At 70.1% G+C, this 15,961-nt stretch carries 11 protein-coding genes; 4 read left to right on the top strand and 7 right to left on the bottom strand.

The window, feature by feature from the left end; all coding sequences use genetic code 11:
• Positions 1-25: 25 nt before the first annotated feature.
• The 3 genes from K3769_RS32905 to K3769_RS32895 all read right to left on the bottom strand — a co-directional run bounded on the left by K3769_RS32905 (position 26) and on the right by K3769_RS32895 (position 3,628).
• The gene (locus K3769_RS32905; RefSeq protein ID WP_267029894.1) at positions 26-727 is read right to left on the bottom strand and encodes an SDR family oxidoreductase; all 702 of its coding nucleotides are present in this window, start codon (positions 725-727) and stop codon (positions 26-28) included.
• Positions 728-843: 116 nt separating this feature from the next.
• Positions 844-1,749 carry a class I SAM-dependent methyltransferase gene (locus K3769_RS32900; RefSeq protein ID WP_267029893.1) on the bottom strand — a complete coding sequence of 302 codons (906 nt, stop codon included), beginning with the start codon at positions 1,747-1,749 and terminating at the stop codon, positions 844-846.
• Between the two features lie 163 nt (positions 1,750-1,912).
• Positions 1,913-3,628 (bottom strand): glycoside hydrolase family 6 protein, encoded by a 1,716-nt coding sequence (locus K3769_RS32895; protein WP_267029892.1) that lies wholly within the window; start codon positions 3,626-3,628, stop codon positions 1,913-1,915.
• Between the two features lie 448 nt (positions 3,629-4,076).
• Between K3769_RS32895 and K3769_RS32890 the strand changes: the two genes are divergently transcribed.
• From K3769_RS32890 to K3769_RS32880, 3 genes are all read left to right on the top strand, one after another.
• Positions 4,077-6,989: a glycoside hydrolase family 48 protein gene (locus K3769_RS32890; RefSeq protein WP_267029891.1), complete on the top strand. Its 2,913-nt coding sequence runs from the start codon at positions 4,077-4,079 to the stop codon at positions 6,987-6,989.
• A gap of 201 nt (positions 6,990-7,190) precedes the next feature.
• Entirely contained in the window at positions 7,191-9,863 is a 2,673-nt protein-coding gene (locus K3769_RS32885) for a cellulose binding domain-containing protein (RefSeq protein WP_267029890.1), read from the top strand.
• Between the two features lie 173 nt (positions 9,864-10,036).
• Positions 10,037-10,870: a PIG-L family deacetylase gene (locus K3769_RS32880; RefSeq protein ID WP_267029889.1), complete on the top strand. Its 834-nt coding sequence runs from the start codon at positions 10,037-10,039 to the stop codon at positions 10,868-10,870.
• Between the two features lie 139 nt (positions 10,871-11,009).
• Here K3769_RS32880 and K3769_RS32875 read toward each other — a convergent pair whose 3' ends face one another.
• Entirely contained in the window at positions 11,010-12,881 is a 1,872-nt protein-coding gene (locus K3769_RS32875) for a rhamnogalacturonan lyase (RefSeq protein ID WP_267029888.1), read from the bottom strand.
• A 98-nt stretch (positions 12,882-12,979) separates the two neighbouring features.
• Positions 12,980-14,041, bottom strand: coding sequence for a helix-turn-helix transcriptional regulator (locus K3769_RS32870; RefSeq protein ID WP_267029887.1), 1,062 nt, complete (start codon positions 14,039-14,041; stop codon positions 12,980-12,982).
• Between the two features lie 62 nt (positions 14,042-14,103).
• On the opposite strand from K3769_RS32870, the gene K3769_RS32865 reads away from it, so the two are divergent.
• Complete coding sequence (locus tag K3769_RS32865; RefSeq protein WP_267029886.1) at positions 14,104-14,583, top strand: hypothetical protein; 480 nt, start codon at positions 14,104-14,106, stop codon at positions 14,581-14,583.
• Positions 14,584-14,765: 182 nt separating this feature from the next.
• Here the strand turns inward: K3769_RS32865 and K3769_RS32860 are convergent, their stop codons facing one another.
• Positions 14,766-15,518, bottom strand: a complete 753-nt coding sequence (locus K3769_RS32860) for a class I SAM-dependent methyltransferase (RefSeq protein ID WP_267029885.1) — start codon at positions 15,516-15,518, stop codon at positions 14,766-14,768.
• Complete coding sequence (locus K3769_RS32855) at positions 15,515-15,820, bottom strand: 4a-hydroxytetrahydrobiopterin dehydratase (protein WP_267029884.1); 306 nt, start codon at positions 15,818-15,820, stop codon at positions 15,515-15,517. Before K3769_RS32855 ends, K3769_RS32860 begins: the two co-directional genes overlap by 4 nt.
• Positions 15,821-15,961: the final 141 nt, after the last annotated feature.

Raw genomic sequence — 15,961 nt, 5'->3', positions numbered from 1 at the left:
GGTGTCCGTGAGGTGTCCGACCGGCTCAGACCGGCTGCCCGACCGGCCGTACTACCACGGTGTTGACATCGACCCCGGCCGGCTGCCGGATCGCCCAGACGACCGACTCCGCGAGCTGGTCGGACGTGAGCAGATGGCCGGGCGGCAGGCTGCCGTAGCTGTCCCAGAACGGGGTCTCGACCCGCCCCGGGGAGATCAGCGTCACGCCCACGCCGTACTCGGTGACCTGCCGGCGGGTGTTCTCGGCGAGGCCGGTCACGGCCCACTTCGTCGCCCCGTAGATGTTGCCGGGGGTGTGGACGTGCCCCGCCACACTGCCGACGAGCACGATCCGGCCCCGGGTCTCCTTCAGCCGGTCGATGGAGGCTCTGATGAGCAGCGCGGGTCCGAGCACGTTGGTCAGCACCATGTCGCGCCAGCCGTCCGGATCACCCTCGGCCACGGTGTCGTGCGTGGCGTACCCGGCGTTGGCGACGACGGTGTCGAGACGCCCGAACCTCTCCACCGTCGCCGCGACCGCGGTCCGCACCTGGTCGTAGTCGGCCGCGTCACCACGGATCGTCAACAGCTCCTCAGGCTTGCCGAGTTGTTCCGCGAAGTCGCGCAGCCGCTCCTCCCCGCGCCCCGTCACGGTCACCCGGTGTCCGGCGTCGAGCAGTCGCCGTGCGACCGCCGCCCCGATACCGCTGCCGCCGCCGGTGACGAGTGCGACCGGTGAGTCGGTCATGTGATCCCCCAAGACGTGTCCGAACCAGGCCGTGTCCGGCGAGGTGCCCGGAGTCCACCACTTGGAGCACACTCGATGTCAACACCGTCCGCTTGCAGCCGAGTTGGGGGACGTCGTCAGGGCTTCACCCCGACGTACAGCGTCAGTGCGGTGAGCACGAACACGTCCGGCCGGTGGTGCACGCTCGCCTTGTCCTCCGGGTCGAGGAGCCGGTCGAGCGTGGCGCGGTCGTCGGCGTCGAGGCCTTCGGCGAGACCGTCGCGGCGGTGGCCGAGGGAGGTGGCGACGAACGCGCGGGCCTCGTCGGAGACGGGGGCGGGGAGGTCGAGCAGGAAGGTACGGGTTCCGGTGTGGCGCAGGCCTACGGCGGAGAGCAGGGCCGGCCAGTCCTCGACGTCCTCGACGACCCCACCGGGCAGCTCGGCCCGCATCCGGGCGAACCACTCCTGCTCGATGGCATCCATCCGGGCGTGCAGTCCGGGACGCCCGATCCCGAAGTCGCGCGGCAGGTACCGCGGGGGCAGGCCACCCTCCATCAGGGCGAGGGTGCCGCCCGGCGCGAGCCGGTCGGCGAAGCCCGCCAGGGCGCCACGCTGGTCGCCGACGTGGTGCAGGGACCTGCTCGCCCAGAGGAGGTCGGCCGGGTACTCCAGGTCGCCGAGCCCGTCGCCGAGCTCGGCCCGCAGCGTGCCGAAGCGGTCGGCGATCCCGCGCTGGGCGGCGCGTTCGCGGGCCCGGTCCAGGAGGGGCTGCGCCCCGTCCACGGCGATGATCCGGGCGCCGGGGAACGTGTCGGCGAGCAGACAGGAGATGACACCGGGACCGCTGCCCGCGTCCACGATCAGTTCGGGATCCGGCCGCATCTCCCGCAACCAGTTCGCCGCCTGCGTGTAGAGCGGCGAGAACAGCTCGGCCTCCTGTTCCAGCATCGGAAGCATCTCGGCGAAATCGATGTGGGTGTCACTGTGGGTGTTGGTGTGGGTGTTGGTGTGGCTGTGACCGTGGTCGTGGTCGTGTCCCATGACGTCGAGCCTCTCTGTCGGGAGTAGGCCCAGCGTGCTCCACCTCTCCCGGAAACGGCCACTTACCTTGCCGAAACAGCAACGGTCCCCCGCGCCCCCCTCAAGGGGCGCGGGGAACGGCGCACTCATTTGATCTTTCAGGCGACCGAGCGAGAAGCCCAGGTCACAGCGCGGGATACGCGTTCTTCATGAGCTCCTGGAACTGCGCCGAGAACCAGCGTCCCGACAGTGGGGCATTGGGCAGCGCGCCGGACATGTTGTTGTTGTTCCGCGGGTTACCGGTGTACGTCGGGTCGCACATGCGGTCGAAGCCCTTGCCCTCGTCGTTCGGGATGGCGGTGCTGGACCCGTCCGACTCACCCGGCGGCTTCATCCACACGTACGCGTCGATCCCGGCCGCCGGGGCCGCCTGCGGCCGTTCGCCGAGGCCCGCACCGGACTGGTTGCACCAGTTGCCGGGGTGGATGCGCCGGTCGTAGCGCCCTCCGTCGACGTACGTGTCCACGGTGGTCGTCGGCCCGGCGGCGGTGGGCCGTGCCGTGCCGCCCCAGCCGTTGCGGGAGGTGTCGATCAGCATGCCGATCCCGGAGGGGAAGCCGATCGAGACGAGCTGGGCGCGCATGGCCTGCGCGTACGACTGCTCGTCGACGTACCGGTTCCAGTCGATCCACTTCGACGTGCGGACCGAGGCGCCGTTCACGGTGTCGTTGATCGTGAAGTGGTCCTCCTTCGTGGCGCTGTAGTTGGCGGTGTTCACGATGAAGCCGTGCACATCGGCGACGGTCGCGCCCTCGGTGGTGGCGGCCTCCTTGAAGAGCGCGGCGGAGGGCGCGAAGTTGTCGTCCCAGCCGAGCCAGCCGTGGTGTCCGGCGTCGATGTAGTTGTAGACGTTGGGCGCGTCGCCGAGCTTGTTCAGCGCGTAGCCGACGCCCTTCTGGTAGTTGCCGTTCGCCTTCATCGTGTCGCAGTTGGCCGTGGCGGTGGCTCGCGGCGTGACGTTCGTGACGAGGTTCGGCAGCGAGTCGATCTCGACGGTGGTGACGATGCGCAGACCCGCGTACTTGGTGTCCTTGAGGATCGCCGCGATCGGGTCGATGTACTGGGTCTTGTACTTGTCGATCTCCGTCGGGCCCAGCTCGCCGTTGGACGCCAGGGCGGAGCAGTCACGGCCGGGCAGGTTGTAGATCACCAGCTGGACGACCAGTTCGTCCGAGCCCTTCTGCGCCAGCGCCGCGTCCAGGTGGTCGCGCAGGCCCATGCCGCCGTTCACACCGTTGATCGCGGCGGTCCGGTCGAGCCACACACCGGTCGGCTGGTTGGCGATCCGGCTGCCGCCGGTCTCGGCGGCGGCATGCGCCTTCCACTCCGGGTTCACGTACACCTTGGCACCCGCGTACGGGTTGTCCACCCGGCTGCCCGTTCCCGGATCGGTCGGGTCGGTGGGGTCCGTGCCGCCGTCGTCGACGTTGCAGGTCACTCCGTCGAGGGTGAACGTGGTCGGCAGCGCGTTGGTGCCGCTGTAGGTCCCGTTGAACCCGAAGCTGACCGAACCCCCGGTCGCCAGGGTGCCGTTGTAGTTCTCGTTGGCCGCGGTGACCGCGGCACCGCTCTGGCTGAGCTTGGCGTTCCAGCCGCTGGTGACCTTCTGGTTCCCGGCGTACGACCACTTCACGGCCCAACTGGACTTGGCCGCGCCGTTGTTGGTGACCTTCACCGCGGTGGTGAAGCCGGTGTCCCACTGGTTCTGCACCTTGTACTCCACGGTGCAGGGGACGGCGGCGACCGCGCCGGCGTCCGGGGGTATCGCCGCGACGGCGGCGCCCGCGGTGCCGGCGACCAGCGCCAGCGCCGCGAGAAGTGCAGTTCTGGTACGGCTCATGTGCGGGGTGTCCTATTCGTCGAGGGCGCGCACGCTGCCATGCGGCCCGATGCCGAACGACGTGAAAGTGCCGTCGTGAAGGGAGAGCTGAGCCCGGAGCACGTCGAAGCACGTCACGGAGCTGGTGAAGGAGTGCACCCGCGCCGACCGCCGAGGGCCGACCACTGAAAAAGTGAACGCGAGGGTGGCGCATGAGCGACTCCGTGCAGTCCGGTCGCGCCGTGACGGACGCGTCGACTGATGGAACCGCTCCCACTGGTGCGGACGAAGGTAGCGCCAAGTGTTGGCAAACGACAGAGGAGACGCACTCTTGATCTATCGAATCATTTCGACTCTTCAAGCACCTTGACCCCTTACACCCCTCTCTCCAATATGGGAGCGCTCCCACTGGTTCAAGGCTTGTTGCTCCTCCCTCCCATCTCCGAGCCGCAAGGAGAGGAACCAGAACATGGCACCCAGACGCAGACGCCGTGCGCGGCGGATGTGGACAGCCGTGGTGGCGGCCCTCGCGCTCCCGCTGACCATGCTCACCACCGGTACAACTCCTGCACAGGCGGCGGCTGTTCAGTGCAGCGTCGACTACAGGACGAATGACTGGGGCTCCGGTTTCACCGCGGAGCTCACCCTCACCAATCGTGGTACGGAGGCGATCAACGGCTGGACCCTGACGTACGGCTACACCGGCAACCAGCAGCTCAGCAGTGGCTGGAGCGGCACCTGGTCGCAGTCGGGAAAGACGGTCACCGCGAAGAACGCGTCCTGGAACGGGACCATCGCGGCCGGGGCGGCCGTCACGACCGGCGCCCAGTTCACCTACAGCGGCACCAACACCGCGCCCACCTCCTTCGCGGTCAACGGCACGACCTGCGCGGGCGCCCATCAGCCGCCGATCACCGTGCTGACCAGTCCCGCGGCGGGAGCCGTGTACTCCCAGGGGACGGCGGTCCCGCTCGCCGCGACGGCAGCGGCGGCGGACGGCGCGACGATCAGCAAGGTCGAGTTCTACGACGACACGACCCTGCTGGGCACCGACACCAGCTCGCCGTACTCGCTCTCGGCCACTGGCTTGACCGTGGGCAGTCATTCGTTGCTGGCGAAGGCGTACGACAGCCTGGGCGCCTCCGCCGAGTCCACCCCGGTCGGCATCACGGTCGCCTCGGGTCCCGCCGTGGTGGTCTCGCCGACCCAACTCGGCGTCCAGCAGGGCAGGACGGGCACGTACGACGTGAAGCTCTCGACCCAGCCCTCGGCGAACGTCACCGTGGCGACGGCTCGCGCGAGCGGCAACACGGGGCTGTCCGTCAGCGGCGGGGCGTCACTGACCTTCACGCCGTCGAACTGGGCCACCGCGCAGAAGGTGACCGTGACGGCCGATGCCTCGGGTACCGGTTCGGCCGTCTTCGACTCGACGGCCACCGGGCACGCCAAGGCCTCGGTGACCGTCACCCAGCTCGCCGCGTCGAAGGAGTACGACGCCCGCTTCCTCGACATGTACGGGAAGATCACCAACCCGGCGAACGGCTACTTCTCGCCGGAGGGCATCCCGTACCACTCGGTGGAGACGCTGATCGTCGAGGCGCCCGACCACGGGCACGAGACGACGTCCGAGGCGTACAGCTATCTGCTGTGGCTGCAGGCCATGTACGGCAAGGTCACGGGCGACTGGACGAAGTTCAACGGGGCCTGGGACATCATGGAGAAGTTCATGATCCCCACGCACGCCGACCAGCCGACCAACTCGTTCTACAACGCCTCGAAGCCGGCGACGTACGCTCCCGAGCTGGACACGCCGAACGAGTACCCGGCGCAGCTCGACTCGGGGATCCCGGTGGGCCCGGACCCGATCGCGGCCGAGCTGAAGAGCGCGTACGGCACGGACGACGTGTACGGCATGCACTGGCTGCAGGACGTGGACAACGTCTACGGCTACGGCAACTCGCCGGGCAAGTGCGAGGCGGGTCCGACCGACACCGGTCCGTCCTACATCAACACCTTCCAGCGCGGCGTGCAGGAGTCGGTGTGGGAGACGGTGCCGCAGCCGACCTGTGACGCCTTCAAGTACGGCGGCAGGAAGGGGTACCTGGACCTGTTCACGAAGGACGCCTCGTACGCCAAGCAGTGGAAGTTCACCAACGCCCCGGACGCCGACGCGCGGGCCGTGCAGGCCGCGTACTGGGCGGACGTCTGGGCCGAGGCACAGGGCAAGGGCGCGGAAGTGTCCGCGACCGTCGGCAAGGCGGCGAAGATGGGTGACTATCTCCGCTACTCGATGTACGACAAGTACTTCAAGAAGATCGGCAACTGTGTGGGTCCGTCGACCTGCCCGGCGGGCACCGGCAAGGACGCCTCGCACTACCTGCTCAACTGGTACTACGCGTGGGGCGGCGCGACCGACACCTCGGCCGGCTGGGCCTGGCGCATCGGCTCCAGCCACACCCACGGCGGCTACCAGAACCCCCTCGCCGCGTACGCGCTCAGCTCGTACGCGGACCTGAAGCCCAAGTCGGCCACAGGACAAGCGGATTGGGCCAAGTCGCTGGGCCGGCAGCTGGAGTTCTACCGGTGGCTGCAGTCCAGTGAGGGACCCATCGCGGGCGGCGCGACCAACAGCTGGCAGGGCCGCTACGCGACACCGCCCTCCGGGACGCCGACCTTCTACGGCATGTACTACGACGAGAAGCCCGTCTACCACGACCCGCCGTCCAACCAGTGGTTCGGCTTCCAGGCGTGGTCGATGGAGCGGGTCGCCGAGTACTACCAGCAGACGGGCAACGCGGACGCCAAGACGGTCCTCGACAAGTGGGTCGACTGGGCGCTCGCACACACCACGGTCAATCCGGACGGCACCTTCCGGATCCCGAGCACGCTCCAGTGGTCGGGCAAGCCGGACACCTGGAGCGCCTCAAGTCCCGGTGCCAATACGGGACTTCATGTCACGGTCGCCGACTACACGAACGACGTCGGAGTGGCGGCGGCGTACGCCAAGACCCTGACGTACTACGCCGACCGGTCCGGTGACACCGAGGCGAAGACCACGGCGAAGGCGCTGCTCGACGGCATGTGGGCGAACAACCAGGACGCGCTGGGCGTGGCGGTCCCGGAGACGCGGACCGACTACAGCCGCTTCGACGACGCCGTGTACATCCCGAGCGGGTGGAGCGGCACGATGCCGAACGGCGACGCGGTCAACTCGTCGTCGACGTTCGAGTCGATCCGGTCGTTCTACGAGGACGATCCCGCCTGGTCGAAGATCGAGGCGTATCTGGCCGGCGGGGCCGCGCCGTCCTTCACGTACCACCGGTTCTGGGCCCAGGCGGACATCGCCCTCGCCATGGGCTCGTACGCGGAGCTTCTCGAATAGCCCCCGCATATCGCTCCGCGGGAAGGTCGGCATGTCGGCTGCGGCTTGGTCGTGGCTGGTCGCGCAGTTCCCCGCGCCCCTGAAAGAGATGGGGCTCGGGCCGTGACCAAACATGTCGTGGGCGGTCCCCAACCGCACTGGGGACCGCCCGGCCTTTCATGTCTCCCCCCCCACCTCCCCCCACACAAGGAGAAGGTCACCGTGCGAAGAACCCCCGTTCTTGCCGCTGTGCTCGGGCTCGCGGCCGGGCTGCTGGCCGGGACGCCTCCCGCACTGGCCGCGCGGGCCGTCGAGAAGGCGGCCCCGGCGGTGTCGATCGCCGCCGACACGTACACCTGGAAGAACGCACGCGTCGACGGCGGCGGCTTCGTCCCCGGCATCGTGTTCAACCGGTCCGAGAAGAACCTCGCGTACGCCCGCACCGACATCGGCGGCGCCTACCGCTGGCAGGAGGCGTCGAAGAGCTGGACGCCGCTGCTCGACTCGGTCGGCTGGGACCGGTGGGGACACACCGGCGTCGTGAGCCTCGCCTCCGATTCGGTGGCGCCGAGCAAGGTGTACGCCGCCGTCGGCACGTACACCAACAGCTGGGACCCCGGTAACGGGGCCGTGCTCAGGTCCTCCGACCGGGGCGCGACCTGGCTGAAGGCCGACCTGCCGTTCAAGCTGGGCGGGAACATGCCCGGGCGCGGCATGGGTGAGCGGCTCGCGGTCGACCCCCATAAGAACAGCGTGCTGTATCTGGGCGCGCCGAGCGGCAAGGGGCTGTGGCGGTCCACCGACTCGGGGGCCTCCTGGTCGCAGGTGACGAACTTCCCGAACGTCGGCACCTATGTGCAGGACGCGACCGACACCAGCGGGTACGCCTCCGACAACCAGGGCATCGCCTGGGTCACCTTCGACGAGTCGAGCAGTACGGGCACCGATGCCACGAAGACCCTCTACGTCGGGGTCGCCGACAAGGACAACGCGGTCTACCGCTCGACCGACGCGGGCGCGACCTGGTCCCGGATCGCGGGACAGCCGACCGGGTACCTGGCCCACAAGGGCGTCCTGGACGCGACGAACGGCTACCTCTATCTCGCGTACAGCGACAAGGGCGGCCCGTACGACGGCGGCAAGGGCCGGATCTGGCGGTACACGACGGCGACCGGCGCCTGGACGGACATCAGCCCGATCGCGGAGGCGGACACCTACTACGGCTTCAGCGGGCTGACCGTCGACCGGCAGAAGCCGGGCACGGTGATGGCGACGGCCTACAGCTCCTGGTGGCCGGACACGCAGATCTTCCGTTCCACCGACAGCGGCGGCACCTGGACGAAGGCGTGGGACTACACGTCGTACCCCGACCGCTCGAACCGCTTCACCATGGATGTGTCGTCCTCGCCCTGGCTGACGTGGGGCGCAAATCCGTCGCCGCCCGAGCAGACGCCCAAACTGGGCTGGATGACCGAGGCGTTGGAGATCGATCCGTTCAACTCGGCCCGCATGATGTACGGGACGGGCGCGACGATCTACGGGACCGAGAACCTGGGCCAGTGGGACAGCGGCGGCAAGTTCACCGTCAAGCCGATGGTGCGGGGCCTGGAGGAGACGGCCGTCAACGACCTGGCCGCTCCCCCGTCCGGCGGCGCCCAACTCCTCAGCGCCCTCGGTGACATCGGCGGCTTCCGGCACACGGACCTCACCGAGGTCCCGTCCATGATGTTCACCTCGCCGAACTTCACCACCACGACAAGCCTCGACTTCGCGGAGTCCGACCCGGGCATCGTGGTGCGGTCCGGCAACCTCGACTCGGGTCCACATGTGGCGTTCTCCACGGACAACGGCGCCAACTGGTTCGCGGGCACGGACCCTTCGGGGGTGAGCGGCGGCGGCACGGTCGCGGCGGCCTCGGACGGGAGCCGGTTCGTGTGGAGCCCGGAGGGCGCGGGCGTGCACCACACGACCGGGTTCGGTACGTCGTGGTCGGCGTCGAGCGGTATCCCGGCCGGCGCGGTCGTGGAGTCGGACCGCTCCGACCCGAAGACGTTCTACGGCTTCAAGTCAGGCACGTTCTATGTGAGTTCGGACGGCGGCGCGACCTTCACGGCCTCCGCCGCGACCGGACTGCCGAGCGGCGACAGCGTACGGTTCAAGGCGCTGCCCGGCACGAAGGGGGACGTCTGGCTGGCGGGCGGGGCGAGCGACGGCGCGTACGGGCTGTGGCACTCCACGGATCCCGGCGCGACCTTCACCAAGCTGCCGGGCGTCGAGCAGGCGGACACCATCGGCTTCGGCAAGGCGGCGACCGGGGCCTCGTACCGGACGCTCTACACGAGCGCGAAGATCGGCGGTGTACGGGGCATCTTCCGCTCGACGGACAAGGGCGCCACCTGGACCCGTATCAACGACGACGCCCATCAGTGGGGCTGGACGGGCGCCGCCATCACCGGTGACCCGCGTGTCTACGGGCGGGTGTACGTGTCGACGAACGGGCGCGGTGTCATCTACGGCGACTCGTCCGACGCGGGCGGCGGGGACGGTGGCGGCGGAACGGATCCGACGCCGGCCGGCGCCTGCGCGGTCACGTACAAGATCACCAACCAGTGGTCGGGCGGCTTCCAGGCGGACGTCCGGCTCACCAACACCGGCACGGCCGCCTGGACAGGGTGGTCGCTCGGCTGGTCCTTCGCCGACGGGCAGCGCGTCACCCAGGCGTGGAATGCCGAGCCGGCCCAGTCCGGCGCGGCGGTCACCACGAAGAACGTGAGCTGGAACGCGAACGTCGCGGCCGGTTCGTCCGTGGGCTTCGGCTTCACGGGCAGCTGGTCGGGGTCTAACAGCAAGCCGACGGCGTTCAGGCTCGGCGACCAGTCCTGCTCGGTGACCTGACCCCCGGGCCGGACGAACGGGAGGGCGCGGACCCGAGGCGGTCCGCGCCCTCCTTGTGCGCCCACGCCCCGAAGGCCGGGCGGCCGTGCCGGGAACACGCGGCGTGGTCGACACTGTTGCATCGACCGAGGCACCGGCGCCGCGCGGGTGTATTTCGCAGGAGGACTTTTCATATGACTGACCGGCCCTTGACACTGATGGCAGTGCACGCCCACCCCGACGACGAGGCCACCAGCACGGGTGGGATCCTCGCGCGGTATGCGGCGGAAGGAGTCCGCACGGTCCTCGTGACCTGTACCGACGGCGGTTGCGGAGACGGACCGGGGGGTGTCAAACCGGGCGACCCCGGGCACGATCCGGCGGCCGTCGCCCTGATGCGCAAGCAGGAACTCAAGGAGAGCTGTGACGTCCTGAAGATCAGCGATCTGGAGACGCTGGACTACGCCGACTCCGGGATGATGGGCTGGCCGACCAACGACGCCCCCGGATCCTTCTGGCAGACCCCCGTGCAGGAGGGCGCGGCCCGGCTCGCGGACCTCATGCGGCAGTACCGGCCGGACGTGGTCGTCACCTACGACGAGAACGGCTTCTACGGCCACCCCGACCACATCCAGGCCCACCGCATCACGATGGCGGCGCTGGAGATGACCGACCTGACGCCCAAGGTGTACTGGACCACCATGCCCCGCTCGGTCATGCGGCGGTTCGGTGAGTTCATGCGCGAGTTCAATCCGGACATGCCCGAGCCCGATCCGGCCGAGGTCGCCGAGATGGCCAAGATGGGCCTGCCCGACGACGAGGTCAGCACGTGGGTGGACACCACCGCGTACAGCGGTCAGAAGTACGACTCGCTGGCCGCGCACGCCAGCCAGGGCGAGAACATCTTCTTCCTCAAGATGGGCAAGGAGAGGTTCGGTGAGCTGATGGGCGTGGAGACCTTCGCGCGGGTCCGGGACACCACCGGCGCGGCCCTGCCTGAGGACGACCTCTTCGCCGGACTGCGCTGACCGCGCCGCGGGGAGACGAGCGGCCGCCCCACCTGCTGGGACGGCCGCTCCTCACTGGGCGCCGGGGGGGCCGCCTCAGCAGCTCACGGCGTGCGGCTCATAGCGTGCGGCTCACGGCGTGCGGCTCACGGCGTGCGGCTCACGGCGTGTACACCGTCGGTCTCGGTGCCGTCCGCATGCCGTTGCCGATGTGGAAGCTGGGGTGCGGGGGCTGGTTGTAGGCGGTGTTCTGCCAGGCGATGCCCGTGCGGTACATCGGGTCGTGTAGCAGGGTCGTGATCTTCGTGGTGGTCTCGGCCGGGGTCGAGTAGATCCGCAGCGCCGTGTTGTCGCTCGTCGCCCAGACGACCTCCTCGCGCCAGTCCCCGAAGAGGTCGCCCGACAGGGCCGGGGTCGCCTTCGTGCCGTTGTTGGAGTGCACCGAGGCGCCGGTCAGCAGGCGGGTGTCGGAGGAGGTGCCGTACTTGTCGATGTGGGTGCCGTCGAGGAGTTCGCGGGTGGTGTCGCCGTCCCACCAGGACAGGAAGTTGGCGGAGGACGGCTCGCGGCCCTTGGTGGCGCCGGACTCGTCGCGGATGTTCGTGTCGGAGGCCGACCACACCTCGGCACCGTCGTTGCCCGCGTAGATGTCCCCGGCCACTCCCCTGCCGTTGTCGCAGCAGGCCGCCAGTTGCCAGCGGATCGCGCCGTTCGCCGGGTTGATGTACAACTCGGCGGGCTGGGAGGCGGATTCGGAGACCTTGAAGTATTCGAGCCCCGAGGTCCCCGGGTCGAGGTCGCCCAGATGCTGGGCGTCGCCGTGCCCGGTCTTCGTGGTCCACAGGCCGTTGCCGTTGTCGTCGACGGCCATCGCCCCGTAGACGATCTCGTCCTTGCCGTCGTTGTCGACGTCCCCGACGGAGAGGCTGTGCGAGCCCTGGCCGTCGAAGCCCTTGCCGGTGTTGGTCGAGGAACTGGTGTCGAAGGTCCAGCGACGGGTGAACGCGCCGCCCCGCCAGTCCCAGGCCGCGATCACCGAGCGCGTGTAGTAGCCGCGCGCCATGACGAGCGAGGGCCGGGCGCCGTCGAGGTAGGCGGTGCCCGCGAGAAACCGGTCGACGCGGTTGCCGTAGGAGTCGCCCCACGCCGAGACCGTGCCGCGCGCCGGGACGTAGTCCACCGTCCCCATGGCCTTGCCGGTCCGGCCGTTGAACATGGTCAGGTACTCGGGTCCGGTCAGGACGTAGCCGCTGGAGTTGCGGTGGTCGGCGGAGGAGCTGCCGATGACCGCGCCCGTTCCGTCGACCGTGGCGTCGGCGGTCTTCGCGGCCACCTCGGCGGTGCCGTCGCCGTCGTAGTCGTACACCTGGAACTGGGTGTAGTGCGCGCCCGAGCGGATGTTGCGGCCGAGGTCGATACGCCACAGCCGGGTGCCGTCGAGCTTGACCCCGTCGATGATCGTGTTGCCGGTGTAGCCGGACTGGGAGTTGTCCTTGGCATTGGTGGGCTGCCACTTCAGGACGAAGTCGAGGGCGCCGTCGCCGTCGAGGTCGCCGACCGAGGCGTCGTTGGCCTCGTAGGTGTACGCGACACCGTCGGGGGTGGTGCCACCGGCGGGCGGGCTGATCGGCACGTCCTTGTATCCGGTGCGGAACTGGATCGCGTGCGCGGAGTCGGCCTGCTCGACGCCGCCGACGACCGCGCGGACCGTGTAGTCGGCCTGGGCGGGTCCGGCGGAGTGGAAGTAGTTCGTGGCGCCGGTGACCGGGGTCGAGTTGACCTTCGTACCCGCCCGGTAGACGTTGAACGACACGTCGTTCGGGTCGGTGCCGAGCCAGCGCCAGCTGACCAGGTTGCCCGCGTCGGTGTGGACGCTGACGACACCCCGGTCCAGCTTCTCGACCTGGCGGGCGGTCGCGGCCCGGGCGGGCGTGGCGGTGAGCGTGGTGAGTCCGGCGGCGGCGAGGACGCCGGCCAGCACGGTGGAGAGGAGGAGACGGGTCCTGCTGCGTCTGCGATGCGGGTGCTGCACGGTGAGGTACCTCCCTGGGAGGGGCAGACGGGTTCTGTCACCTCAGTTGCCGCTGAGGGCAGGGGGGTTGCCGGGATCGGGTAAGCGCTCTCTACTTTCTACGCTCGGCCCTTCACGCCGTGCGCTCCGTGCTCCGTGCTCCGTGCCCTGTGCCCTGTGCCCTGTGCCCTGTGCTCTGTGCTCTGTGCTCTGTGCCCTGTGCCCTGTGCTGGCGCATAGGTGTGGGCGAGTGCGGCCACCGTCGCCGTGATGCGCTCGCGCAGCTCGGGCGGTGCCAGCACCTCCACAGCCGCGCCGAGCCGCAGGAACTCCGCGTGGGCGTGCTCGACGGACTCGATGGGTACGGTGGCCCGGGTCCAGCCCTCCTCGTCCGGTACGCCGCCCGCGCGCACGGCGTCACCCGCCGGACCGGGCAGGCGGGTGCCGGGGGCGAGCCTGACCACCGCCTCCGCGCGGTGCAGCCGGTCGTGGAAGTCCCGCTGGTACCCGGCCCAGTACCCACCGAGGTCGAACCCCTCGGGCCGGGTGAACTCCTCGTCGGCCGCGCTCAGTTCGAGGATCTGGTCGACCCGGAACGTACGCGGCCCCGGCCCCGCGACGACGTACCAGCGCCCCGCCTTGAGGACCAGGCCGTACGGTTCCAGGCGGCGCCGGACGTCGGTGGGCTCGCGCCAGCGGCGGTACAGGACGTGCAGCACCCGGCTGTTCCAGACCGCGTCGGCGACGGCGGGCAGAAACGGGGTGGCGCCGTCGCCGGTGTCCGCGTACCAGCCGGGCGCGTCCAGGTGGAAACGGCCGCTGACGCGGTCGGCGTGCTCACGCAGTTCTCCCGGCAGCGCTGCGCGTACCTTGAGCTGGGCGGCGGCCAGCAGCGGGCCGAGTCCCAGCTCGGCGGCCGGGCCCGGCGCTCCCGCGAGGAACAGGGCCTCGGCCTCGCCCGCGGTCAGGCCGGTCAGCCGGGTGCGGTAGCCGTCGAGGAGCCGGTAGCCGCCCGCGTGTCCCGCGTCGCCGTACAGCGGGACACCGGCCTCGCTCAGCGCCTCGACGTCCCGGTAGACCGTGCGCACCGAGACCTCCAGCTCCGCGGCGAGCGCGGCGGCGGTCATCCGGCCCCTGGTCTGGAGCAGCAGGAGGATCGAGACGAGGCGGGCCGACTTCATCGCCCCAGAATGGCAGGGTCCACTGACAGAAGGTGTCAGTGAAGCCCGTCTAGCGTCCCTGCATGGCTTTCGAGGAGAAACTGCTGACCGTGCCGCCGCCCATCGAGGCGGCCGGCCGGTGGATCAAGCGGTACCACGTCACGGCGGACCCGGCGGGCATCGCGCCGGACGTCGAGGAGGCGGCGTACGCGATGCTGCCCGGGCTGCTTCCGGAGGCGGACGGCACACCGCCGGCCACGTTTGTCGTGCTGCACCGGGGTGGCGACGACGGCGCCTACCTCAACGCGTACAGCTGGGTGTGGGACAACGTCCTGCACTTCGGGGCCGCCACGGCCGGCCAGCCGGTGCTGGGCTGCCCCGATCGCGTACCCACGCACTTCATCACCCTGGACCGGCCGTGGATCGGCTGCGTCTGGGAGCTGCCGCCGATCCTGCACGAACGCGACGCCTGGGCACGGCACATGCTCGCGCCGGACGCGCCCGACCTCGACGCCTACCTGGCCGACCGCCTCCCCGAGGGCACGACGGGGGACCGCTCCTGACCGGAACTCCGCGCCCGTCGCTCACGAAGTCGCTTTCCGGGTGCGGGGGTTGGGGGTTGGGGGTTGGGGTTGGGGTTGGGGGTTGGGGTTGGGCGGCGCGGTTCCCGCGCCCCTGGTGGTGGTCACCGGCCCGGATGCGGGCTGCGGGGCGTCCAAGGTTGGGCGCCCAGGTGCGCGTGCCGCTAGAGAGTCGGGGGCGGCGGTTTTCGGAATGCTCTTAGTTTGAATTCCGGTTCCGGGCGGGGGACATGCTGGTCCGGGAGCTGTTCGAGACGGGAGGCGAGCAGCTCGGTGAGCGGTTCGCCGGGCGTCAGCAGGGTGTACCACCCGCGGCGCACGTCGGCCGCGGCCCGGATCGGGGTCCGGCCCTGACCGCGACCGGGGAAGGCCGCCCGTCCCGCCGGAAGCAGCGCGTGCCGGGCGGCGTAGGAGGCCACGAGGTCGGAGCGGTCCCGGGCGGCCCGGCGGGGACGCGGTGCCATCACGGCGTCGATGTCGCTGCCCACGTCGTGCGAGGCCGCCTTGTCGACCGTCGTGACGAGGACGCCGCCAGGGCGGAGCACCCGGGCCGCCTCGGCGACGACCCGTTCCGCGTCGTCCAGGAGGTGCAGCAGCCAGATCGCCGTGACGGCGTCGAACGAGCCGTCGGGAAAGGGGAGCCGTCGGGCGTCGGCGAGTACGACGCGGCCCGGCACCCGCACGGCGGCCCGGCTCAGCATGCCGTGCGCGGCGTCGGCGCCCGTCACGGCGAGACCGGCCGCCAGGAGCCGGCGGGTCACGGTCCCGGTGCCGCAGGCGACGTCCAGGAGGGTGCCGGCGCTGTCGGGGAGCAGCCCGAGGACGGCGTCGGCGGCTGCCGCGGCCCGGGGTTCGCCACCCCGTAACGCGTCGTACCGCTCGGCCTCCTCGTCGTAGTCGAAGACCAGCGTGCTCACCGCGCGCCGTGCCCGGTGCTCAGCTCCTCGACCCGGCCGGCCAGTTCGAAGTCCTTCTCGGTGACGGCGCCGCCCACACTGTGGGTGTGCACGGCGAGGGAGACGGTGTGGTGGCCGAGCGTGAGGTCCGCGTGGTGGTCCAGCGCCTCCTGCACCTGGGCGATGTGGACGACCAGGGCGACCGCGGCGAAGTGCGAGTCGAGCCGGTAGGAGCGGGAGAGCCTGTCTCCGTCCAGGGACCAGCCGGGCAGTTCCGAGAGCCGGTCCTCGATCTCCTTCTGCGACAGCGGTTCAAGGGGCATGACCGTGCTCCTTCCATGGCGTCCGGGGCTTCCCAGCCTGCCACAGTCCCCCACTCCCGTCCCTGGTCAGGCGGGTCATGGGAGGGCCAAGAGGCCGGCCGTCGGCCTCCTGGCCGCACCTCGCCCCGTACGGGTGCGTCG

This window comes from Streptomyces ortus, assembly GCF_026341275.1.
In the GTDB taxonomy this organism is placed as follows: domain Bacteria; phylum Actinomycetota; class Actinomycetes; order Streptomycetales; family Streptomycetaceae; genus Streptomyces; species Streptomyces ortus.
This window is presented reverse-complemented; position numbering and strand designations above follow the sequence as displayed.

What these genes read in the sequence shown, in the direction of transcription:
- K3769_RS32865 (WP_267029886.1), top strand. Translation starts at nt 14,104, where the DNA reads ATGGCTTTCGAGGAGAAACTGCTGACCGTGCCGCCGCCCATCGAGGCG.
- K3769_RS32870 (WP_267029887.1), bottom strand. Translation starts at nt 14,041, where the DNA reads ATGAAGTCGGCCCGCCTCGTCTCGATCCTCCTGCTGCTCCAGACCAGG.
- K3769_RS32880 (WP_267029889.1), top strand. Translation starts at nt 10,037, where the DNA reads ATGACTGACCGGCCCTTGACACTGATGGCAGTGCACGCCCACCCCGAC.
- K3769_RS32890 (WP_267029891.1), top strand. Translation starts at nt 4,077, where the DNA reads ATGGCACCCAGACGCAGACGCCGTGCGCGGCGGATGTGGACAGCCGTG.
- K3769_RS32855 (WP_267029884.1), bottom strand. Translation starts at nt 15,820, where the DNA reads ATGCCCCTTGAACCGCTGTCGCAGAAGGAGATCGAGGACCGGCTCTCG.
- K3769_RS32900 (WP_267029893.1), bottom strand. Translation starts at nt 1,749, where the DNA reads ATGGGACACGACCACGACCACGGTCACAGCCACACCAACACCCACACC.
- K3769_RS32905 (WP_267029894.1), bottom strand. Translation starts at nt 727, where the DNA reads ATGACCGACTCACCGGTCGCACTCGTCACCGGCGGCGGCAGCGGTATC.
- K3769_RS32895 (WP_267029892.1), bottom strand. Translation starts at nt 3,628, where the DNA reads ATGAGCCGTACCAGAACTGCACTTCTCGCGGCGCTGGCGCTGGTCGCC.